Origin of the sequence: Photorhabdus sp. RW14-46 (assembly GCF_963887965.1) — a bacterium.
Taxonomy (GTDB): domain Bacteria; phylum Pseudomonadota; class Gammaproteobacteria; order Enterobacterales; family Enterobacteriaceae; genus Photorhabdus; species Photorhabdus laumondii.
On sequence record NZ_CAWPHH010000030.1, the window covers coordinates 1 to 22,198 of the forward strand.

Annotated in this window: 20 protein-coding genes and 2 pseudogenes; 9 read left to right on the top strand and 13 right to left on the bottom strand. The window is 43.1% G+C overall.

Translation table 11 applies throughout. The features are described 5' to 3' along the window. Nucleotides 1-374 (top strand): transposase (locus AACQ38_RS18830; protein ID WP_165578807.1); only part of this gene is annotated, 374 nt, incomplete at its 5' end. A 267-nt stretch (nt 375-641) separates the two neighbouring features. Here AACQ38_RS18830 and AACQ38_RS18835 read toward each other — a convergent pair. Genes AACQ38_RS18835 through AACQ38_RS18865 form a run of 7 tightly spaced genes read right to left on the bottom strand, consistent with a single transcriptional unit; the run spans nt 642 to nt 6,538 of the window. After that, nucleotides 642-1,979, bottom strand: coding sequence for an MSMEG_0569 family flavin-dependent oxidoreductase (locus AACQ38_RS18835; RefSeq protein WP_165578808.1), 1,338 nt, complete (start codon nt 1,977-1,979; stop codon nt 642-644). Between the two features lie 12 nt (nt 1,980-1,991). After that, the gene (locus AACQ38_RS18840) at nt 1,992-2,282 is read right to left on the bottom strand and encodes an MSMEG_0570 family nitrogen starvation response protein (protein ID WP_058588734.1); all 291 of its coding nucleotides are present in this window, start codon (nt 2,280-2,282) and stop codon (nt 1,992-1,994) included. Beyond that, nucleotides 2,270-3,322, bottom strand: coding sequence for a sll0787 family AIR synthase-like protein (locus AACQ38_RS18845; RefSeq protein WP_207631921.1), 1,053 nt, complete (start codon nt 3,320-3,322; stop codon nt 2,270-2,272). The genes AACQ38_RS18840 and AACQ38_RS18845 overlap by 13 nt, the downstream gene beginning before the upstream one ends. Then, nucleotides 3,322-3,885: an MSMEG_0567/Sll0786 family nitrogen starvation N-acetyltransferase gene (locus AACQ38_RS18850; RefSeq protein WP_011145554.1), complete on the bottom strand. Its 564-nt coding sequence runs from the start codon at nt 3,883-3,885 to the stop codon at nt 3,322-3,324. The genes AACQ38_RS18845 and AACQ38_RS18850 overlap by 1 nt, the downstream gene beginning before the upstream one ends. A 12-nt stretch (nt 3,886-3,897) precedes the next feature. Beyond that, entirely contained in the window at nt 3,898-4,995 is a 1,098-nt protein-coding gene (locus AACQ38_RS18855; RefSeq protein WP_165578810.1) for an MSMEG_0568 family radical SAM protein, read from the bottom strand. Nucleotides 4,996-5,018: 23 nt separating this feature from the next. Further along, nucleotides 5,019-6,026, bottom strand: a complete 1,008-nt coding sequence (locus AACQ38_RS18860; RefSeq protein ID WP_058588731.1) for a Nit6803 family nitrilase — start codon at nt 6,024-6,026, stop codon at nt 5,019-5,021. A 29-nt stretch (nt 6,027-6,055) separates the two neighbouring features. Further along, a complete protein-coding gene (locus AACQ38_RS18865; RefSeq protein ID WP_011145557.1) occupies nt 6,056-6,538 on the bottom strand; it encodes an MSMEG_0572/Sll0783 family nitrogen starvation response protein in 483 nt (160 codons plus the stop codon). Between the two features lie 277 nt (nt 6,539-6,815). On the opposite strand from AACQ38_RS18865, the gene AACQ38_RS18870 reads away from it, so the two are divergent. Continuing rightward, the gene (locus AACQ38_RS18870) at nt 6,816-8,747 is read left to right on the top strand and encodes a sigma 54-interacting transcriptional regulator (RefSeq protein WP_165578811.1); all 1,932 of its coding nucleotides are present in this window, start codon (nt 6,816-6,818) and stop codon (nt 8,745-8,747) included. 97 nt (nt 8,748-8,844) lie between these two features. Here the strand turns inward: AACQ38_RS18870 and AACQ38_RS18875 are convergent. The 5 genes and pseudogenes from AACQ38_RS18875 to AACQ38_RS18895 form a co-directional block, all read right to left on the bottom strand. After that, a pseudogene (locus AACQ38_RS18875) lies at nt 8,845-8,973 on the bottom strand (IS200/IS605 family transposase); the annotation flags it as partial. 7 nt (nt 8,974-8,980) lie between these two features. After that, nucleotides 8,981-9,481, bottom strand: coding sequence for a sigma-70 family RNA polymerase sigma factor (locus tag AACQ38_RS18880; RefSeq protein WP_165578812.1), 501 nt, complete (start codon nt 9,479-9,481; stop codon nt 8,981-8,983). A gap of 567 nt (nt 9,482-10,048) precedes the next feature. Further along, a pseudogene (locus AACQ38_RS18885) lies at nt 10,049-10,792 on the bottom strand (LysE family translocator). Further along, nucleotides 10,690-11,280, bottom strand: a complete 591-nt coding sequence (locus AACQ38_RS18890) for a 2OG-Fe(II) oxygenase (RefSeq protein ID WP_242685627.1) — start codon at nt 11,278-11,280, stop codon at nt 10,690-10,692. The pseudogene AACQ38_RS18885 and the gene AACQ38_RS18890 overlap by 103 nt, the downstream one beginning before the upstream one ends. 447 nt (nt 11,281-11,727) lie before the next feature. Then, on the bottom strand, nt 11,728-14,040 hold the full coding sequence (locus tag AACQ38_RS18895) for a TonB-dependent hemoglobin/transferrin/lactoferrin family receptor (RefSeq protein WP_165578814.1): 2,313 nt from the start codon (nt 14,038-14,040) through the stop codon (nt 11,728-11,730). A 248-nt stretch (nt 14,041-14,288) separates the two neighbouring features. On the opposite strand from AACQ38_RS18895, the gene dinB reads away from it, so the two are divergent. After that, nucleotides 14,289-15,344, top strand: coding sequence for a DNA polymerase IV (gene dinB / locus AACQ38_RS18900; protein WP_011145564.1), 1,056 nt, complete (start codon nt 14,289-14,291; stop codon nt 15,342-15,344). A 35-nt stretch (nt 15,345-15,379) separates the two neighbouring features. Here dinB and pepD read toward each other — a convergent pair whose 3' ends face one another. Continuing rightward, nucleotides 15,380-16,840: a beta-Ala-His dipeptidase gene (gene pepD / locus AACQ38_RS18905; protein WP_165578815.1), complete on the bottom strand. Its 1,461-nt coding sequence runs from the start codon at nt 16,838-16,840 to the stop codon at nt 15,380-15,382. Between the two features lie 224 nt (nt 16,841-17,064). Here pepD and gpt point away from each other — a divergent pair, with 224 nt between their 5' ends. The 6 genes from gpt (at nt 17,065) to aroL (ending at nt 22,180) form a co-directional block, all read left to right on the top strand. Next, nucleotides 17,065-17,526: a xanthine phosphoribosyltransferase gene (gene gpt / locus AACQ38_RS18910; RefSeq protein WP_011145566.1), complete on the top strand. Its 462-nt coding sequence runs from the start codon at nt 17,065-17,067 to the stop codon at nt 17,524-17,526. A 14-nt stretch (nt 17,527-17,540) separates the two neighbouring features. Further along, complete coding sequence (gene frsA / locus AACQ38_RS18915; RefSeq protein WP_165578816.1) at nt 17,541-18,788, top strand: esterase FrsA; 1,248 nt, start codon at nt 17,541-17,543, stop codon at nt 18,786-18,788. Nucleotides 18,789-18,988: 200 nt separating this feature from the next. Further along, nucleotides 18,989-20,092, top strand: a complete 1,104-nt coding sequence (proB, locus tag AACQ38_RS18920; protein ID WP_041380721.1) for a glutamate 5-kinase — start codon at nt 18,989-18,991, stop codon at nt 20,090-20,092. A 9-nt stretch (nt 20,093-20,101) separates the two neighbouring features. Beyond that, nucleotides 20,102-21,355: a glutamate-5-semialdehyde dehydrogenase gene (proA, locus tag AACQ38_RS18925; RefSeq protein ID WP_011145569.1), complete on the top strand. Its 1,254-nt coding sequence runs from the start codon at nt 20,102-20,104 to the stop codon at nt 21,353-21,355. Further along, nucleotides 21,355-21,531 (top strand): hypothetical protein, encoded by a 177-nt coding sequence (locus AACQ38_RS18930; protein WP_158538217.1) that lies wholly within the window; start codon nt 21,355-21,357, stop codon nt 21,529-21,531. The genes proA and AACQ38_RS18930 overlap by 1 nt, the downstream gene beginning before the upstream one ends. Before the next feature lie 124 nt (nt 21,532-21,655). Further along, the gene (gene aroL / locus AACQ38_RS18935) at nt 21,656-22,180 is read left to right on the top strand and encodes a shikimate kinase AroL (protein ID WP_011145570.1); all 525 of its coding nucleotides are present in this window, start codon (nt 21,656-21,658) and stop codon (nt 22,178-22,180) included. Nucleotides 22,181-22,198: the final 18 nt, after the last annotated feature.

A 22,198-nucleotide genomic window follows, 5' to 3' on the forward strand; every position in this document is an offset into this window, starting at 1 on the left:
GGCTGATGACGATCCCCGGTATTGGTCCCATCACGGCGAGTGTGCTTTCCTCACCACTGGGTGATGGAAAACAATATTCTCGCAGCCGGGATTTTGCGGCCTCGACGGGTTTGGTTCCCCGCCAGTACAGCACCGGGGGAAGGACGACCTTATTGGGTATCAGTAAACGGGGTAATAAGACGCTCCGGCAACTGTTGGTACTCTGCGCCCGGTCATTCATGCAACAGATTGAACACCGGCAGGGAAAACTGGCTGACTGGGTTAAGCAGCAGCTTGAACGAAAGCACTCTAATATCGTGGCCTGTGCATTGGCTAATAAACTCGCCCGGATAGCGTGGGCCATTACGACACAACACACGGTATTTGTCGCCTAAAGCTGGCGTCATTGTGAACCTATTTAAATGTTACCCCACTGGTTTTGCGAAGACTGATTATGGATGACATGAACGGCCTACCGGCCTGATGAGAAACCTAACATAAAAAATGGCTCTTTCAAGCCGACAAGGTTTTAAGGTTCATCAGGCGCGGAACTCATCGAGGCGCAGGCTCCTTGCCTACAGTGACGCCGGATAGATTTAAGCAAGCCAAAAATTCATCAAAATAAGCGTTTAAAAATATTCTGTCAGGTGAAGTTAGGAATTTCACATTTGAGATATTCTTTTATCTTTGATTTTAGATTTAGCACCTTTAATTAGAGTAGATGGCATATGTATATTTTGCTGATTTATTTGTTGCTTAATATGTTGCACCACATAGGCAGCATCCTGATCGATCCCCAGAAAACGTCCAGAACCCCATGTATATAACCACGGCAAACCAATAAATGTGACATTCGGATCGATAGTAATACCACGGTCATGTTTGGGATAACCATTGGTTTGAAAAATATCTAAATCAAGCCATGAATAGTCTGGTTTAAAACCAATACACCAAATCACGGAAGTCATATTTTCTTTTGCTAAATCAATGTGTGTGATTTCCTGCTCAGGCTGCCAAACCGGTTGATATACCGATGCAGGTTCATCGGTTGCAATATTGTTTTTCTCTAAATACTCATCAATCGAGGCATTAATACGATTATAAGTAGCATCGGCAAGGTCCAGGTTTTCTGATAAATTTGGTTTAAACCAGAATTGACCCTCTTTAAAGTCATCAAAATGTCCGAACAGTTGCATACCTTCTAAGGCAAATTTACGCAGGTCAATATCACGCCCGCCGTCACGCCCTGTGACATAGTGGTTAGTACTGTTACGTACCTCTTCACTATAACGATGATGTTTGACAGTCGTTTCGTAATACCCCATATCAAACAGCCATTTCACCACATCTTTGCCGCGATAGAAGCGAGCACAACGTGGTGCATTGCCTGTCGATAAATAGACTTTTTTGCCTGCCAGATGTAAATCTTCGGCAATCTGTGCACCGGATTGTCCTGACCCGACCACCAGCACCGCACCTTTAGGCAGTTGCTCTACATTTAAATACTCTTCCGAATGCATCACTTTCACATGGTTAGGCAAGGTATCACTTAATTTTGGATAAATTGGGGTGTGATACCCGCCTGCTGCAACGACAAGCTGTTTGGCTGTGGTTGTACCGTGATTGGTTTCAATGACAAACTCATGCGCTGCCACTTTTTTCACATGTTCTACCTGAATATTTAAAATGGCGGGAGGATTAGTTTTTTCAATAAATTCGTCAAGATATGCCACAATTTCGTGCTTTTTCATAAAGCCGTCAGGGTCGTTCCCCTGATAAGGGTGTTCAGGCAATAGACACTGCCAGTTTGGTGTCACCAAAGTGAAATTATTCCAACGTTTATGGCGCCAGCTATGGGTCAACTCGGATTCTTTTTCCAATACCACATGGTCAATGCCCGCTTTTTGCAAATAGTGACTGATACATAGACCAGCCTGACCGCCACCAATAATTACCACATCATAATTTGGCTGTAACATTTGATTTTGGATACTTAACATGGAATATCCCTCTCATTGATTCGTCATTTCGATAATTTCAATTTGATCTTCCGGACTTAACCCGAAGAATTTGGCTTGGCGTTTGATTATCGCCAGATTGTCCACGGCTGAACTACAGAAAAAGCCATAACGTGCCCGTACCCTTTCCGATGCGGCATGCAGACCATTTTCAACTTGATGCAAGAACTGCATACTTGGGTAACGCTGACCAATGGACAGATATTCATAAATCACCGTTGAGGGTGAGTAATATTGAATCAGCTCCCCATTAGGCCATTTCACAGTAAAATTCACACTGGGCATAACATCGACTCCTGCTGACTTTTAGGTTTAATCTGTACGGATTGAGCCTGTAACTTTTTTAACGCATCGGCATAACAAAAACCGGTAAACATTTGGTGGTTAAAATCCCAAAATATTCCGTATTGCTGCTGTTGCTGCACGGCAACCACACCACTGGCATTGGTTTCACCAATCACCGCGCAGGCAATACCCTGACGGTGAAACAGCTCGATAATTTCTTCACATTCATTTGTATCGGCCGTCAGTAAAAAACCAAAACTGGGGAAGATTTGGAGCCATTTAAACCAGTCCACATTCTCAGGTTTAGGAATGGTATCTAAATTGATATGTGCCCCCGATGCTGTGGCTTCGAGCAGCATCAATAAACTGCCTAAGATACCGGCGTTGCTAATATCGCGGGCGGCATGAACCAGATTTGCCTCCGCCAATTGCGGCAACAAGGCAATTTGTGACTGTAAAATGCGGTCAGACACTCGCTCAAAGCATTTCCAATAAGGGGTATTGGGGTGGAATTGTCCTTTCAGATTTAAAGCAATCAGAATTTTTTGTTGTGGTTTGACATGCAACACCGAGAGTAGTTTTCGTGCTATGCCTTGAATCGCAACGGATAAAGTAGGCTGATAAACCACCCCAATATTGGTATGTCCACCGACCAATAGCACACTATAAGCACGACAAGCATCCTGCATACCTTGCATTAACAACTGGGCATGTTCGCTACTGGTATGCCAAAAACTGTTCACCACCGACAATGCCCGACCACCCATTGCGGCAATATCACTAATATTCGCCATGACTGCTGACCATCCGGCAAAGTAAGGATGATTGGTCACAAAGCTTGGTAACATGCCTTCACAGGCGTGCAATACATATTGACCATTTAGCGACACTGCCGCCGTGTCATCTCCGGGATAGGCATATAAGCTATCCAATGAATCCATATGGCAAGTTGTGTCAATTGAAACATTGTGAGCAATCGCCTGCTTGGACTGCATTGCAGGTGTATGTTTTAACATTTCGAGTAATTGATTGAGTTTCATCACTGTGTCTCCTTTTGCATATAGGCTTGCATTGGGACATGCGGTAATGGATAGTTTTCAATCTGTGCCTGCATCAGCACATGTGGAATGTTGGCAATGGTTAACTGACGCAAACTATCCCAACACAACCTTTGGAAATAGTGTTCATTTTGACTTTGCACGGTGGCTAAAAAAGTACGGCATCCTAAGTGCTTGGCGGTCGATACCGCGGTATTGATTAACGCTTTACCAATGATATGGCGACGTCGATATAAAGGTTCTACGCATAAACGCCCGCCATACCATGTCTGTTCGCCATCCGGGAAAATCCGTACTGCGCCAATCACTCGATCATGCGCACCCAACATTTTCTCAATGGCAACAATGCCTAATGCTTTAACATCGTATTCGTCACGATCTTCTTGCAAGATTTTCTGTTCATCGCGAAAGGTCATTTCACGCAAACGATAATATTGGCGACGCTCCCAATCTTCCGACACAATTTTGATGGCAATGTCATCGCTAACAAATTGTTTCCGCCCTTCATTTGGCTCCAGCAGCCAAGGATAGTGAGAAAGTTTCATATCACATTCTCCTTATTCATACGCTTTTAGCGAAGAGCAAGCGCCACATTTGGCACAGCCGGCTTGAGTATTTTCTGAGTTCAAACCATGTTGTTTGAGTTGTTGTCCGATTTTCGGATAGAGCGATTGCATAAAAGCTTGATCAGGTTTAGGGTGATGCTCTAATGGTGTACCTCGAATCGGCACAAACGGTACCACAAATGGATACACCCCCATTTCAGTCAGTTTGGCGCTCATCTCCACGATTTCCAGTTCGGTATCGCCCAAACCGGCCAAAATGTAGGTACTGACCTGTCCTCGGCCGAACACCGCAACGGCTGCCTCAAACGCCGCAAAATATTTTTCCAACGAGACTTCGGCTTTACCCGGCATCATTTTCTGCCGTACACGTTCGCTTACCGCCTCAAGGTGCATGCCAATCGACACCGCTCCTGCATCTTTTAAACGTTGGAACCAGGCAAAATCATCAGGTGGTTCGCACTGTACCTGTATTGGCAAATCGACTTGCGCCTTAATCGCTTTAACTGAGTCATATAAAATCTTGGCACCACGATCTCCTGTGTTTGGCGTACCTGTGGTGATCACCATTTGCTTAACGCCATCCAGCTCAACGGCGGCTTTCGCGACCTCAGCCAATTGTTCCGGGCGTTTACGGATCAAGGTTCGACCCTCTTTTAAAGACTGATCAATCGAGCAAAATTGGCAGGCAGTTGCTTTGTCCTTCATACGAATGCAATGCTGTAACACCGTTGTCGCCAGCACATCACGGCTATGTAAGGTGGCAATTTGTTGGTAGGCAATGCCTTCGGCGGTTTTTAAATCATAAAAACGGGGTCGTGCAGGTGCAGTTAAGGTCGCCACAGGAATCCGGTTTTTAAAGACAATCACCTTGTCAGAGTGCGGTTCAGGCTTGGCGGTGTAGGGAGAATCTTGTGCTGCAAGGTTCAGCACAGGAATCATCATGGTCTGCCCGTCAAGGCTCAGCGCTTTATGATCGCTTGGCCCTGCGCCACCTTTACGAGACAAGCCAAAATTGCCTTCCCATTTCAGACCATTACATTGTAAATCGGTTAATAGTTGCAAATCGGTTAATCGTTGTATTGCAGACATCTTTAACCCCCTATCGATTGGGTTTACATCAATATGGTTTCGACATGTTCTTCATTAAATGTTGAGAGCTTTTCGGGATGACTTTGAACTGATGTTTCGACTTTCAGTTCGTGTAATACGTGTGTTGGACGGCGATCAATCATTAAGCTGAGTAATTCAGGTCGGCTGTAATGTCCAATCGAATCCATCATGCGTTTGCGTTTATCAATCAGGCTAAAGTCCAGATCGGCAATACAATAACCTTCACCTTGTGTGATCGGTTCAGCCAGGAGCTTGCCTTCGGGAGAAACGATGGCGGCAAAACATCCGCCTGAAATTGGACCGATATCACAGCCAGTATCCTGCATAATCTGCCGTTGCTGTTCGGGATGCAGCCATGCGGTGGCGTTGATCACAAAGCAGCCAGACTCTAAAGCATGGTGTTGAATGGTTGCGCGGATTTGATCGGCAAAGACTTGCCCTACCAATGAACCGGGAAACATGGCGGCATGAATTTGCTCACCATCAGCCATTAAGGCAAAACGTGCCAACGGGTTGTAATGTTCCCAACAGGCCAGCGAACCAATACGCCCTACCGCAGAATTAATGGCACGTAAACCACTGCCATCACCTTGTCCCCACACCATGCGTTCATGGTAAGTTGGGGTAATTTTGCGGCGATGCTGAATGATTGAACCGTCGGCATTAAATAACAGTTGCGCGTTATAAATCGTACTGCCCGCACGTTCATTAATGCCAATCGATACCACCATGTTGGCTTCAAGACAGGCTTGACCAATCGCTAAAGTTGCTTCGGAAGGTACAACCACCGATTCATTTAATAGCTTTAAATGCTCTTTACCCATAGCAAATGGCGGTTGTACAAAGGAGAAATAAGGGTAATAAGGCACGACGGTTTCAGGAAAGACTGCGAATTGCACTCCCTGTTTTCCAAGCTCTAAAATAATGCCACAGATTTTTTTTACTGTTGCGGCTTGACTATAAAGCACTGGGCTACATTGTACTGCGGCGGCTTTAATGATTCGGTTCATAACCTTATCCCCTCGTGGTTTATGTTTACTTAGGCAGTCCAGGTATCAATGACTAAGGCATTGTCGCGACGCATCAGCAGTCTTAAATCCATCACATCCAATGGATTAATTGGCCGAATTCCCGGAATAAGCGCTTTTTCGGTTTGACCATAAAATGCTTGTAATGCAAAACGGCAGGCATAGACTTCGCCACCTTCTTCCATAAAGGCTTTCAACTGATTGTTGACGGCTAAATGACCTGGAAAAGCTTCTGCCCCTAAAGTTGGAAAACCCCGTTGTACACCCAACTGCACGCCTGGGCCGTAAAGCAAAATTTTGGTTTCAAAGCCTTTGCGCAACAGACGTTTTGCCTGTAACACATTGACCAAGCCGGCTGATCCTTCAAATGCAACGGTATGGAAAGTCACCAATGCTTTTTCACCTGGCAGGGCTTTGACGTCCTCAAACACTTTTTCTTCGTAATCAACAAGAAAATCGCCGTCTTTATATTGCTCGATATCAATCTTTGGCATGACCAACTCCTCGTTCAATGTTATTTGGGAATGAACCAACATGTAGTCTGTCTGTACTATTGCGAGAAATTATTGCGAGAACTGTGCCAAGTTGTATTTTGGAGTGGAAGTTAATTTTTATCACATTGAAAAATATCATTTAATTTTTATAAAAATAGTTTCCATGGAGATAAATTGAACGACTAGGGAATTAGGATTTTTCGTAGTATTATGAAATTTAATCGCTTAAATTATGAAATTTCATATACTCTATGGATTTTAAGAGGCAACTTGAAAGATGACAGGTATAGTAACTAACTTTATCTCGGACTGGGTAGTTTACGAAGACTCGATTCGCCCGCTGGTATTTGAACACACGTCACAGGCATTAATTGTGCTAGATCCACATCAAAACCAGTTTATTGATGTGAATATTAGCGCCACTCAATTATTACAATATGAACGTCATGAAATTATTCAAAAAACGGTGACTTCCATTTTTGGTCATTTCAGACAACTGCCATATCTTATGGCATTTACCGAAGAAGCTTTGGTAAAAGGTCGGGCCTGGAACAATGAGTTGTATATCTTTGATAGAAACGGTGAAAAAATCCAATTGGATATTACTGCTGTTTCATTGTCTTATAAAAATAAAACCTTGCTGATATGGTCGCTGGTGGATGTCAAAGATTTAGCATTGCGCCAACTCAATAAAAATGCCGATAAAGCCATTCGTATAGGTTTAAAAGAATCGCAAGCCTTACAAGAGCTGTTTATTGACTCTGACACAGGCAAGCATTTATTACTGAGTTCAGTCGGTGACGGTATTTACAGTATTAACAAACAAGGCTTGTGTACCTTTATTAACCCTGTCGGGGCTAAAATGTTGGGGCTGCAACCTGAAGATGTATTGAGTGACAATATCCATAACGTTCATCACCATACCCATGAAAATGGCGACCCCTATCCTGAAGAAGAGTGCCCGATTTACGCGGCGGTACATGACGGTATTGTGCACGAAGGGGTTCAGGAAATTTTTTGGCGTCGTGACGGTAGTTGCTTTCCAGTGGAATTTACCAGTACCCCAGTGATTCGTGACAGTGAAATTATTGGCGCGGTAGTGGTGTTCCGTGATATTACCGATCGGCTGAATACCGAAAAACAACTGACCCATGCCCTTGAAGAACTACAAGATTTAAAAAGTCGACTGGAACAGCAAAATGAATATCTGCAAGAAGAAATTTTACATGAAAATCAATATGATGAAATTATTGGCAGAAGTGCATCCATTTTACAGATTATTGAGAAAATCAAGGTGGTCGCTCCAACCGATGCCAATGTGATGATTTATGGTGAATCAGGTACAGGCAAAGAGCTGATTGCTCGTGCTATTCACCAATCCAGTCACCGTAAACAGCAACCACTTATTCGAGTCAATTGTGCCGCCATTCCTTCGGAACTGTTTGAAAGTGAATTTTTCGGACATGTTAAAGGTGCATTTACCGGGGCTGTGCGTGACCGTGCCGGACGTTTTGAATTGGCAGACCAAGGCACACTGTTTTTAGATGAAATTGGTGAAATTCCTATCGAGCTACAAAGTAAATTGCTGCGTGTATTGCAGGAAGGAACCTTTGAGCGAGTCGGCGAAGAAAAAACGCGACATGTGGATGTGCGGATTATTGCCGCCACCAACCGCAATTTAAAAGAAGAAATTAAACACAAACGTTTTCGTGAAGACCTCTATTTCCGTTTAAATGTATTCCCGATTTATTCACCGGCTTTACGTGACCGTAAAGAAGATATTCCACTTTTAGTTACGCATTTTACTAAGTTGATTTGTGACAAGCGTAAAATTAATTATCTCCCATTTTCACAAAGGCATATTTTAGAATTACAGCAATATGATTGGCCTGGTAATATTCGTGAATTACAAAATGTCATTGAACGCGCACTCATTATAGCGAAACAAGGCACGGTTTCGTTTAAATATTTGCTAGAACAAGATCAACAGCAAAATGAAACGACGCATCAGAATATTCACAATAAACTTCAACACATTGAAGTTGTGCTGACCATGCAGCAACTGAAAGACTTGGAAATTAAAAATTTCTCTCTTGCCGTTAAACAATGCAAAGGTAAAATTTTTGGTGATGATGGCGCAGCAAAATTGTTGGGAATGAACCCAACGACATTGATCTCACGCTTAAAGAAATTAGGAGTTGATTATTAAAAATCTCATCTTGAGTTTGGAAAATGCGCCTTATTTACTAGTTACAAAAACCCGCAAAAAACTGCGGACTCAATGCGGGCGGGGATATAAGGGGGAGCTAACCCGGTGTTTTCTGCGATTCTACATACGCCTTTAGTGTCTCGATGGTTGTACCGTCTGCACTATAGGCGAAATAAGAGCGTGATCATAGCCCCCCACTATCAGACTGCTTTCGCAGAATGGTTTTTTGAATTTTAAGTGAGAATTTGAATTTTTTTACATTTTTTATGCGCTCGTTGCAAATATTGCTTTACTGAGCTGGCAGAAACTTGGAGTTGATCAGCGATTTCGCTATAACGTAGTCCTTGTAGCTGTGCCAGTAAAAAAGCGCTTTTTACTTGAACTGGCAATTTATCAAGAGTGATCTCAAGTTTTTCAAGCTGTTCAAATGTAGCGATTCTGCTTTCAGCAGAGGGCATGGTCATTTCTGGTGTCGAGTTTATATATTCCAAATAGCTCTCCTCGTTCTTTCTTCGACGGTAATAGTTGGCAACCAGGCAACGGGCCACGGTTGCTAGAAAAGACCGTGGCTGGCGGATGTCTGACAAATTTGAATTTGATAGAACGTTCAGGAAAGTATCCTGCGTGAGATCCTCCGCATGGCAAGGGCAAGGGACTTTACGGCGTAGCCAGTTATATAACCAGTCATGATGTTCAAAGTAAAATTGTTGCGCAGAACTATTAATTTTAGGCATGTCTTTGGTGTTGGTATTATGATTTCCAACAATTTTTATAAATGAAAATGATTATTATTTTCATATGATCATCGTCTGTCAAGCTGTTGGCTTTAAGTGAATTCCCTTATGGCATTTTGCTGCAATCGGATGGGTTTTTAAGATCGAGAAAAAGCGCAAGTGTGTCATGAAAAAACAGATAAAACTTTAATCATTAAAGGTAAAAGGCTGTGATTAGGTTTTTTCAAAGCGGGTAGAAAATTCAACATCATACCGACATTGAACGAGAAAACATTAGGAAGGATGGGTTTTAAATTGATTAATAAGGTAGCAAAATGACTGGGCTAACTAAATATACCCGTTATCTTTCAAGTTGCTTCTTTGTTGGCTGCACTCGCTCACCCCAGTTACATAGCTTGCTATGCTCCTGGGGATTCACTCCTTTGCCGTCGCGATGCATCTTGAAATCCATAGGGTATATATCTTTTTATACGTTTTTATGCTGATTAAGTAATCATTTCGTCTATTACCGAACAAGTTGTATATCAGTATTGAGACGTTCGTTGCCAATCCCTATTTTGGAGAAATTCAAACAGACATAAATAATAACCGAACAGCAAATCCGATCAGCACCAGTCCCATCACCCGCTCGAACCAATACCCTTTCCGTATAAATTTATTACGAATCAATGTATTAGAAAAAATAACACTGACCAATACAAACCATACCGCATTGACCACACACATCCAAACCCCATAAAACATTTGTATCAGGATAGGTGTATTGCTACTCACCACAGTCGTAAAAATTGCCAAAAAGAACAACGTCGCCTTAGGATTCAGGGCATTTGTCATAAACCCCATCAGAAATGCTTTCTATCTACTCTGTGAAGCTTGAACAATTCCCTCACTTTCTAAGACAGCCAAATCGGTAGGCTTACTCCTGATAAATTTGATACCGAGCCATATGATGTAAGTTCCGCCAACAAGTTTTGCTAATTCCATTAACCACGGAGTGGTATGCATTAATGCACTAACCCCCACTAGTGTATAGATGACATGTACTGATATTCTCGCTCCGATACCCACTGCCGTACACATCCCAGCCCAGCGACCAAACCTCACACTTTGTCGTATGGTAACCGCGAAATCTGGCCCCGGTGCTACTACTGCCAGAAAATGAATCACCGCCAGTCCTAGAAATTCCCCCTCAATAGTTATACAACATATTAACTCCAGAATGACAGCGGGTTTGCCGCTCCGCGATAGCCAATAAAACAGGACAAACTTAAACGTAGATTGTCTACACCAGCAGTCACGGCGTGCATACATCGGGAGTTAAAGATCAAAAGATCACCCACATTCGGCTGGATCTCCAATGCTGGTTTACCAAGCAGGGAAGGTTCAATGCCATAACTGTTACCACGCATAGAATCAAACTCTTCAGGAGAAAGTTTATCTTTCCAGATCTGTAAGGTGCCGCCTTCACTGGGCATAGCAAGATAAACATTGGCCGCAAACTGTGCTTGTAGGCTCTTAGCTCTGAAACTATCCGGGGCATCCTTAGCAAAAATGTCGTGATGAGCAAGAAAGGTAACCCCAGGTTTAATCACCCTCGACAACCCCACGTACATTTTCTTTCCATAAAGTGTTTCTAGTTGAGCGCCGGCGGACCAAATCTCATCCAGAGTACATCTCAGTAGATCCATCGGGGATAGATAAGGTGAACAGCGTTGCCGCAAATCATTGATGTTTTTAAACACACTTTCAAAATAATCAGCTACACGAGGTGGCTCATTTTCTGCTTCATAAAATGCCATTCCAATCCGTCCTATGCTCGGGGCGTTCAAATATTTATCAAATCCATGTCCCAGTATTTTTTTACCCAGTTGCATCGCTAAAACACTAGGAACAAATTGCTTTACTCGAATGGCCAAAATAAATAAGTTTGTTAAAAGGATAATTAAATCATGTGACGCAAAAAAACTAAATAAGATGAACCATACGATAAAATAACAAGAGTCTTAATTTAACAGGTGTCCATTCTGACGACAATATACCTTCTTTAATAAAGAAATGACTAATTTATCAATCAAGGTAATTATGATTATTAAATAAAAATAATAATTAATTCAGCTAAATAAGTGTGATTTTTCAGAAGAGCAATCAGTTGCGATATTTCAGCGTCAGGGTGAGAAAGAAACTTGGAGAGTTGAATGGTCAGCAGTCTGAGTTCCCTCAAATAGAGGGAACTATCAGGTGAGAAATCAAAACTTCTGGGAAATACTGAATTTAATGTTACGTCCAACCCCGGAAACCGATTCACCGAGGTATGGGCGATAATCACGATTAAACAAGTTATTTACCGTGACACGTGCTTCAAGACCTTGCCAGAAATTGGGTTGCCAACTGGCGAATACGCCATGCAGTGCATAACCTTTGCTTTTGGGTATTGACCAGAGTGTTGCCATGGGATCTCCATCTTTCGGCGATCTGTCTTGTTTACGGATAAAATCTCCGGTCCAGCCTATTGCCATCTGCCATTGAGGGATTTTTACCCCTAACATGGCGCGGGCGGAGGTGGGTGGAATTTCCGCAATCCAGGTTTTATTACCCCAAGGATCGCGAGGTGAAGCATCTCTCTGACCACGGATAGTCGAATAAGAAAGTTTGCCGAACAAGGAATTGCTGTCGTAGAAAGTCTCGATTTCCAATCCTTGAATGGTATATCCCGGTAAATTACGGTAGTTGGATAAAGGTTTTCCGCAATCCGGTGATTTACATACTATTCCGCGACGGGTAAATATTTCATCCTTGCCTCTATTACGGAATAAAGTTGTACGGATTTGCAAATTATCTTGGTCTGCCAGTAGGTTATTGAAATTCAGAATCGCACCGAAGCGTAAACCCGTTATTCTTTCTACATCCAAGTTACGGCTGGTGGCAGTAACACTTGCCCGGGCATATTGCATTTCATACTGTTCATCCACCAACGGAGCGCGCCATGTCCGGCTGATATCTGAAAATAGTGACAGGTTTTGTGTTGCTTTCCACATGATACCAAAATGAGGAGACCAGCCAGTATAAGTAACACTGCGGTAATCGTGCCCTATATTTGGTGAATTATTATTGTAGATTGCCGCGATATTGGGTTTACCAATATTGGTGATATGGTCATAGCGAACACCGGGTGTCAAAGTAACATCGCCGATAACCATTGCATCCTGCAAATAGAAACTATTCGTTTTTTGCTCGCCTGAAGGCATATAGGTTGGCTGAAAATAGCCATAATTATATTCAGGTTTTTTGTCTTTACTTTTATCATGGATAAGGGTATTCCGTTGATTTTTATGCCAACGAACTCCAACTAATAATGTGTGCTCTATTGGTCCGGTTATAAAAGCACTTTTGTTATTTATATCTGCTAAGTTATCTACATAGTCGATCCAGCTTTCATTTCCTAATGAACCAAGAAAACCGCTGTGGGCTTTTTCAGAGCGTTTATCATGCTGTTCTGTTTTCGAATAGGCATAGGTTGCTGTCAGGTTAAGTAACGGATTGTCTTCTGGTGCAATATTCCATTTAGCTGTGTAATTTTGGTCTGTTTGATCACGATAAACTAACTTCCGGCGCCAGGCTTCATTCCAACCATATTTTTCAATGTCGGCTTCTGACGGAACGGCTATCTCATCACGTTTTGCTGCCCACGGCTGCCAGCCATCAGAATCAGCGCGGATAGCGGAAAGTGTCAATGTATTAGCATCGTTCAGGTAAAAATTCGTTTTCAGTAAATAGGATGCCTGATCACTTTTAGAGAACGCAAAACGGGTGCCATCCGGTCGTTTAATATTGCCGCCATCTCGTTTGCTCATATATAGCAGACCGTCAGCAAAGCCCTCTATTGTTCGGCCATAGACTGCGCTGCTATAAATATTTTGGCGATCATTGGTGTGATAACTGTATTTCAGCAATCCGCCAAAATCTTCTCCGGGCCGTAATAAATCACTGGCATCTTTGGTCACAACTTTAACCGTTCCGCCAAATCCGCCATTACCATCAAGTAGATTATGTGGGCCTTTATCGACATCGACTCGCTTGATTAATTCGGGTTCAATAAAGATAGAGCCTTGGAGATATTTCTCGAAGCCTTTCGGTGCATCATCTAAGGTGACTTTAACGTCTTCGGTATCACCCATTCCCCAGATATTCAGAGTTTGGCCGCCTGGACGAGGCGATCCTGACATGGAAACGCCGGGAAGTTGATCAAGCAGTTCGGCAATATTATCTGCCTGGGTACGTTCAATATCCTCTTTTTTCAATACCGAGCTTCCGGCACTGACGCTGTTATTCAATCCGCCAATAACAGAAAGTGTAGAAAGTGTAATGACTTTCTCTGATTTTTCCGGTTTTTCTTTTGATTTTTGCTCTCTATTTTCCTGTGCAGCCAGATAACCTGGCAGGCTCGTACTCAGCATAATTATGCTTGATAAAGCATAATAAAGAGTGCGATTAATTGGCTGTGTAGTCGCTGTAATTGGGGTTTTTTGTGGTTTCCCGCTATTTTTCATTGTTATTAGCATCCTTGGAATGTCGTTAAGTAGAAAAGTTGCACTTACAGGATAGGTCACTTAACGCAAGGAATCGGGCAGGGAAAAGTTAATAACGGTATTAATTAATTATTTTATTGGTCAAGATATTTTCAAATTTGAGCTAAAAGTGTCTTTTAACCGTCGCTCTGATGGTGTTACTAGCCGATATTGTTACTAGATTGCTCTTGAGTCTATTTTTATGTATGTTTATACAGTTGTTGTTGATAGGCTAAAGCAGAATGCGAAAGATTATTCATATTGATATGGACTGTTTCTACGCAGCGATTGAAATGCGTGATGATCCGTCACTTCGTCATATTCCCATTGCTGTGGGCGGCAATGCAGACAGGCGAGGTGTTATTAGTACCGCTAATTATCCTGCCCGTCGTTTTGGAGTACGTAGTGCAATGTCTACTGCAATGGCGCTGAAACTCTGCCCTCAGCTTAAAGTTCTTCCGGGGCGTATGGCACTGTATAGGGAGGTTTCCCGGCATATCCATCAGATATTGTCTCGTTATACTGAGTGGATAGAGCCTCTGTCATTGGATGAAGCTTATTTGAATGTTACTGATAGCCATCATTGTTATGGATCTGCCACGCTTATCGCACAGGAGATCCGTCAATCCATTTTTGATGAATTACAATTGACGGCATCAGCCGGTATTGCACCGGTGAAATTTTTGGCAAAAATCGCTTCTGATATTAATAAACCGAATGGGCAGTATGTCATTCCTCCTGATCGAGTGGCTGATTTTATTAAGGTTTTACCTTTGCGAAAAATTCCGGGGGTTGGCAAAGTCATGGTGCAACGGCTGGCTAATATGGGGCTGGAAACCTGTTCTGATGTACAAAAATATGACGTCATTGTTTTGGTGAAACAGTTGGGGAAATTTGGTCAGGTACTTTGGGATCGTTGTCACGGTATTGATGAACGGTTGGTGAATCCAGATCGTTTGCGAAAATCAATTGGTGTGGAGCGGACACTTGCGAGAGATATTCATCAATGGGAACAGTGCACTGAACTGATAGAAAGTTTATATCTGGAATTAGAAAAACGGTTGAGTAACGTTAAACCTGATCTGCGGATTGCCCGTCAGGGGATTAAACTGAAATTTGATGATTTTCAACTCACCACTCAGGAGCATGTTCATCCATTATTGGATAAGCAGGATTTACTGCAATTGGCCCAGAAAACATGGACATCTCGCCGGGAAGGGCGTGGCGTTCGTTTGGTTGGTTTGCACGTGACGTTGCAGGACCCAGAAATTGAGCGGCAACTCTTGCTTGAATGGTAATTCCCCTGCCATCACATAGGGCAGGGGAGAACTGATTAAGCCTTTTCAGGAATGGCTTTCAAAATTGCAGTCAGCAGTTGCCAATATTGCCCGACACTCTTGATGTGCACTTGTTCGTCAGGAGAGTGAGCGCCCGTAATGGTTGGCCCGATAGATACCATATCCATATCAGGATAAGGTTTCTTGAATAGGCCACATTCCAGCCCTGCATGGATTACCATAATATTAGGTGTCTTATCGAATAACTGTTGATAAGTTTCACTTACTAAGTGCATTACAGGAGAACTTGCATCTGGCTGCCAGCCGGGGTAATCACCTTTAGCGGAAATCTCGGCATTTGACAGTTTAGCGAGCGAAGAGAGCATACCGATGATATAGGACTTGCCGCTGTCGATAAGCGAACGGATTAAGCAAATGATATTCACTTTATCTTGTTCCATTGCAACAACGCCCACGTTTAGCGAGGTTTCTACTACACCTTTGATGACATCACTCATACGGATAACACCATTGGGGGTACTGTTTAGCAGTGAGATAAAACGGTTTTGGCAATCATCAGTTAATGCCTGAATATCGGTTTCAACCTCTTCCAGTAATACAGTCAGGTTTTTCTCAACGATGGCATACTCATTTTTCAGTATATCCAAGTAGTTATCTTTCAGTTGGGTAAGCTGTGCTGCTTTATCGGCAGGAATAGCAACAATAACATGGCCTTCACGAGGAATGGCATTACGCAGCGTACCGCCTTGGAAGTCGAGCAGTTTTAGCCCCAATTCCTGAGTATGGGCGACAAGGAAGCGAGCCAATAGTTTGTTGGCATTACCCAGTCCTAAATGAATATCACAACCGGAATGCCCGCCTTTTAGACCTTTAATGACCAGTTTTAGTGTTTTATAGTGAGCCGGCACAGCTTCACGGGTCAATGCTAAAGTGGTGGTAAAATCGATACCTCCAGCACAACCCATGTAGATTTCCCCTTCTTCTTCTGAATCGGTATTGATCAAGATATCAGCTTGAAGCCAGCCCTGTTGCAGGCCAAAAGCGCCATCCATTCCGGCTTCTTCCGTCATGGTCAATAAAACTTCTAGCGGGCCATGTTTTACATTGTCATCAGCCAGTACCGCCAATGCTGATGCCAGGCCAATACCATTATCGGCCCCCAGTGTTGTACCTTGGGCAGTAACCCATTCACCATCAACATAAGGGCTGATCGGATCTTTAGTGAAATCGTGCACTGTATCGTTGTTTTTTTGCGGCACCATATCAAGATGTGCTTGCAAAACAACCGCTTTACGATTTTCCAACCCTTTACTGGCTGGCTTTCTGATCAGAATATTGCCGACTTGATCACGTTCAACGTGCAACTCTTTTTCTTGCGCCCATTGAACAATGTGGGTTGCCAGCGCTTCTTCATGGTAAGAAGGGTGAGGAATAGAGCAGATTTTGGCAAAGATGTCCCATAGAGGTTGAGGGGATAATTGTGATAGTTCTGACACGACGAATCTCCTATGACTGCATCTCAATTAAGTTTCTATATGATGAGCGCTTAACGCCATGATGTTATTGGGCTCAGAATACCACTTTACTTTTGTTAAGAATAATACGATTCATTGATTCCCTGTTTCCGCTAGTTTTTACAGACCTAAGTCACTATAATTCGCGCAACTTTTTTTGCGAGATGCTTTTCTAAAGTATTTTTAAGTTGTCGGGATCAATTCTTATGAGCGAAAAATATGTCGTAACTTGGGATATGTTGCAAATACATGCCCGTAAATTGGCACAACGTTTACTTCCTGTCGAACAGTGGAAAGGCATCATTGCCGTGAGTCGCGGTGGTCTTGTCCCTGGGGCGCTTTTGGCGCGTGAATTGGGTATTCGTCATGTAGATACCGTCTGTATTTCCAGCTATGACCATAATAATCAACGTGAGCTGAAAGTTCTGAAAAAAGCAGAAGGCGATGGTGAAGGTTTCATCGTTGTGGATGATCTGGTTGATACTGGAGGCACTGCTCAGGCCATCCGTGAAATATATCCCAAAGCCCATTTTGTGACTATTTTTGCAAAGCCGGCAGGCCAACCGTTGGTTGATGATTATATTGTTGATATTCCTCAAGATACTTGGATCGAGCAACCTTGGGATATGGGTGTAGTATTCGTTCCACCCATTTGTGAAGGTAGATAAAATCAGCATTAGTTATGGCAAATCGGAACCTTTCAGAATCACTTTTTAAGCCAAGACAAAAACATCAGGAAACTTCCACGTTGGTAAAGCACCGCGATCCTCGGTTAATTGCGGGTAATTACAGTACGTTAGATGGTAATAGTCATGGTAGCTGGTATCGTATGATTAACCGGCTGATGTGGATTTGGCGAGAAATTGATCCGTTTGAAATAGAAGAAGTGTTGTGCCGGATTGCCATGACAAACGCACAGCGTAGTGATGATAATTTACTGGATACTGTGATTGGGTATCGTAAAGGTAACTGGGTTTTTGAGTGGTCACATCAGGCGATGTTGTGGCAACAGAGAGCGTTGCAGGCAGAGCAGATCCCAGAAGCGGGCAATTTCTGGTTGAAAGCGGCTAATTTGTATAGCATCGCTGGTTATCCCCATCTTAAGGGGGATGAGTTGTCTCAGCAGGCTGTCATTTTAGCCAATAAAGCTTATGAAAATGCGGCTCGTTGTTCTGGCTATCAGTTGAGGAAAATAGAGTTCAAACTCAAGGAAGGGGGTTGTGTGACCGGTTTCCTTCATCTGTCTCAGCAACTGCAAAGACCTTCTCCAACTATTTTGGTTTGTGGCAGTTTGGATAATTTGCAAAGCGATTATTATCGGCTGTTCCGTGATTATCTGGCACCACTTGGATTTGCGATGTTAACTGTGGATATGCCCTCGATTGGTTACTCTTCACGCCTGAGGATGACACAGGATACCTGTATTCTCCATCAACAAATCATCCATCAACTGGATGAAATTCCCTGGATTGACCACACCAGGATTGGTCTATTTGGTTTTCGCTTTGGTGCCAATATTGCCGTCCGGTTGGCCTATTTGGAATCTAAACGTATTAAGGGCGTTGCGACTCTTGGCGCTATCGTTCATGAGTGGCTCAGCAGTGTTGAACGTCAACAAAATTCACCTTCGATGTATCTTGATATGTTTGCTAGCAGACTGGGTATTTATAATGTGGATGAAAAGGCGTTTCGTCTCGAACTCGGTTGTTACTCCCTTAAAAAACAAGGTTTGTTAGGTCGGCGTTGTTCCGTTCCTATGTTAGCGGGTTATTGGCAGAATGATATTTTCAGCCCGAAAGAAGAATCTAAGCTGATAGCAATGTCATCAATGGATAGTCAATTACTGGCTATTCCGACAACACCTGTTTATAACAGTTTCAATAAGGCGTTACGGGAGATTAGTCAATGGTTGAGAAATAAAGTCTGTTGATGAAATTTACGTTACTTGTTGATTATTAACTGCTTTATTTTATAAAGATTTCATGCGCTTTCGGGTGAAGTGAACAATGTTGATTTGTTCTAAGCGCCTATATTTTTCAATTTAGCATTATGATGCCTGTTGGCATAACGCTTCTCTCCTGTTAAAACTGAGCACTGTTTTTTTAATTTAAATTTAATGGCAAAAATATGATGAATAGCAGCCAAACATTGGTTGTGAAACTGGGGACGAGTGTACTGACAGGCGGCTCTCGTCGCCTGAATCGAGCTCATATTGTAGAACTGGTAAGGCAATGTGCTCAGCAACATGAAAAAGGTCATCGCATTATTATTGTGACTTCCGGTGCTATTGCGGCAGGGAGGGAACATTTGGGCTATCCGGATCTACCTGCAACAATTGCATCCAAGCAATTGCTGGCGGCGGTCGGCCAAAGTCGGTTGATTCAGTTATGGGAGCAGTTTTTTTCTATTTATGGTATCCATGTTGGGCAAATGTTATTGACCCGGGCGGATTTAGAAGATCGCGAACGTTTTTTAAATGCCAGAGATACTTTACAGGCTTTGCTTGATAATCGCATTGTGCCTGTCATTAATGAGAATGATGCGGTTGCGACGGCGGAAATAAAAGTGGGTGATAATGATAATTTATCTGCACTAGCGGCAATTCTGGGGGGCGCCGATAAATTGCTATTGCTGACGGATATTGAAGGGCTGTATACCGCTGATCCGCGTAACAATCCAGACGCAAAACTTATCCCGGAAGTTTATGACATCAGCGATGAATTACGTATGGTTGCCGGTGATAGCATTTCGGGTTTAGGGACGGGAGGCATGGCAACTAAACTTCAGGCGGCGGGGATTGCTGGTCGCGCGGGGATTGATGTCATTATTGCCGCGGGTAATAAACCCGATGTCATCTCTGATGTCATTGAAGGTAATCCGGTAGGTACTCGTTTTCATGGGTTGGAAAGCCCGATGGAAAATCGCAAGCGTTGGATTTTTGGCGCACCTCCGGCGGGTGAAATTATTGTAGATCATGGCGCTGAAACAGCAATCTGCGAAAAAGGCAGCTCTTTATTACCGAAAGGGATTAAAAATATTAAAGGTGATTTCTCCCGTGGAGAGGTTATCTGTATTCGTAGTCTGTCTGGTAAAGATTTGGCGCATGGTGTTTGCCGTTATAACAGTGATGCTCTACGTTTAATTGCAGGCCACCATTCACAACAGATAAGCCAAATCCTCGGTTATGAATATGGTGCTGTTGCGGTTCATCGTGATGACATGATCGTGAGTTAAGGATTCATAATGTTAGAACAAATGGGAAAAGCTGCCAGGGAAGCTGCATGGCAACTGGCACAGCTAAGTACAAAACAGAAAAATCAGGCATTAATTCGCATTGCAGATTTACTGGAGCAGGAAAGTGCAATCATTCTTGAAGCTAATCAGCTTGATATGATTCAGGCCCGTGAACAGGGCATGAGCGAAGCATTGTTGGATCGTCTATTATTGACGCCGGAACGTTTGACCGCGATAGCTCACGATGTTCGTCAGGTATGCGGTTTATCTGACCCGGTAGGGGAAGTCATTGATGGCAGTTTGCTTGACAGTGGCTTGAGGTTGGAGCGTCGCCGTGTACCGCTGGGTGTGGTCGGGGTGATTTATGAAGCACGCCCTAATGTCACCATCGATGTTGCATCTCTGTGTTTGAAAACCGGTAATGCGGTTATTTTGCGTGGGGGTAAAGAGACTCACAACACTAATCAAGCGACAGTGAAAGTCATTCAGCAGGCACTTGAACAGAGTGGATTACCGGCCGCCGCCGTGCAGGCGATAGATAAACCGGACCGTGAGTTAGTTATTCAGCTACTGAAATTGGATCGCTATGTGGATATGTTGATTCCACGTGGTGGTGCAGGGTTGCATAAGTTGTGCCGTGAGCAATCGACCATTCCAGTGATTACCGGCGGAATTGGCGTCTGTCATACCTTTGTCGATGAAAGTGCTGATTTTGATAAGGCATTAACTGTCATCACTAACGCTAAAGTGCAACGCCCAAGTGCCTGTAATGCTTTGGAAACATTGCTGGTACATCAGAAGATTGCGGCTGATTTTCTGCCTGCACTGAGCAAGTACATGGAAGAGCAAGGCGTTACTCTGCATGCGAGTAAATCAGCAATGGTGTTTTTGAAAGATGGAGCTGCTAAGGTCGTGGATGTTACAGAAGCAGATTACCGTGATGAGTGGTTATCTCTGGATATGAATGTGGAAATTGTCAGTGATATGGAGCAGGCAATTGATCATATTCGTACCTATGGTACGTCCCATTCTGATGCTATTTTGACTCAATCTTTGCACAATGCTGACTATTTTGTTCGTCAGGTTGATTCTGCTGCGGTTTATGTGAATGCTAGCACTCGCTTTACTGATGGTGGCCAGTTTGGCTTGGGAGCGGAAGTTGCTGTTAGCACGCAAAAGCTGCATTCTCGTGGTCCAATGGGATTAGATGCGTTGACTACGTATAAATGGATTGGTTATGGAGAGGATTTAGTCCGTAAGTAATGTGCTATACCCTATGGATTTCAAGATGCATCGCGACGGCAAGGGAGCGAATCCCCGGGAGCATAGATAACTATGTGACCGGGGTGAGTGAGCGCGGCCAACAAAGAGGCAACTTGAAAGATAACGGGTATATTGTTACCCCAGAAGCGAGCCTGATTATATTGAAGTTTCGGTAAAGTCATGCTTTTGGGGTGGTTTTTACCGTATATATTAACTTTTAATTTTACGTTGATGTAAATTTCTGGTTACTATAGGCGTTAATATATTTTTAACGATGAAATTTATCAAGGATATCAGGCAGTGAACCAAATATTGTTTATTGTAGGTGCACGTGGGGCAGGAAAAACGACGGTTGGAAAATTATTAGCCAATGAATTATCGTACACATTTATTGACACTGATCACCATATCCAACAAACCAGTAATATGACCATTGCGGATATTGTTAACCAGCAAGGATGGCAACAATTTCGGCAATTAGAAAGCCAAGCTTTACAACAAGTTACTCAAATTAATCGCGTTATTTCTACTGGAGGAGGTATCATTCTTTCCGCTGAAAATCGCCAATATATGCGACAAAATGGCACGGTGATTTATCTTCAAGCTTCAGCGAGCATTTTGGCTGAGCGATTAATGCAGCAACCAGAAAGTACCCAACGTCCTAGTTTGACGGGAAAATCTATTGTTGAAGAAATGGAAGAAGTGCTTGCCGCCAGAGAAAATCTCTATTGTGAATGTGCGAACCATATTATTAATGCGCACCTTTCACCGGAAAAAATTACAACTTATGTGAAAGAGATTATGTTCTCTGGAATAGTTTCCTGACACTATTTTGGTATTTTT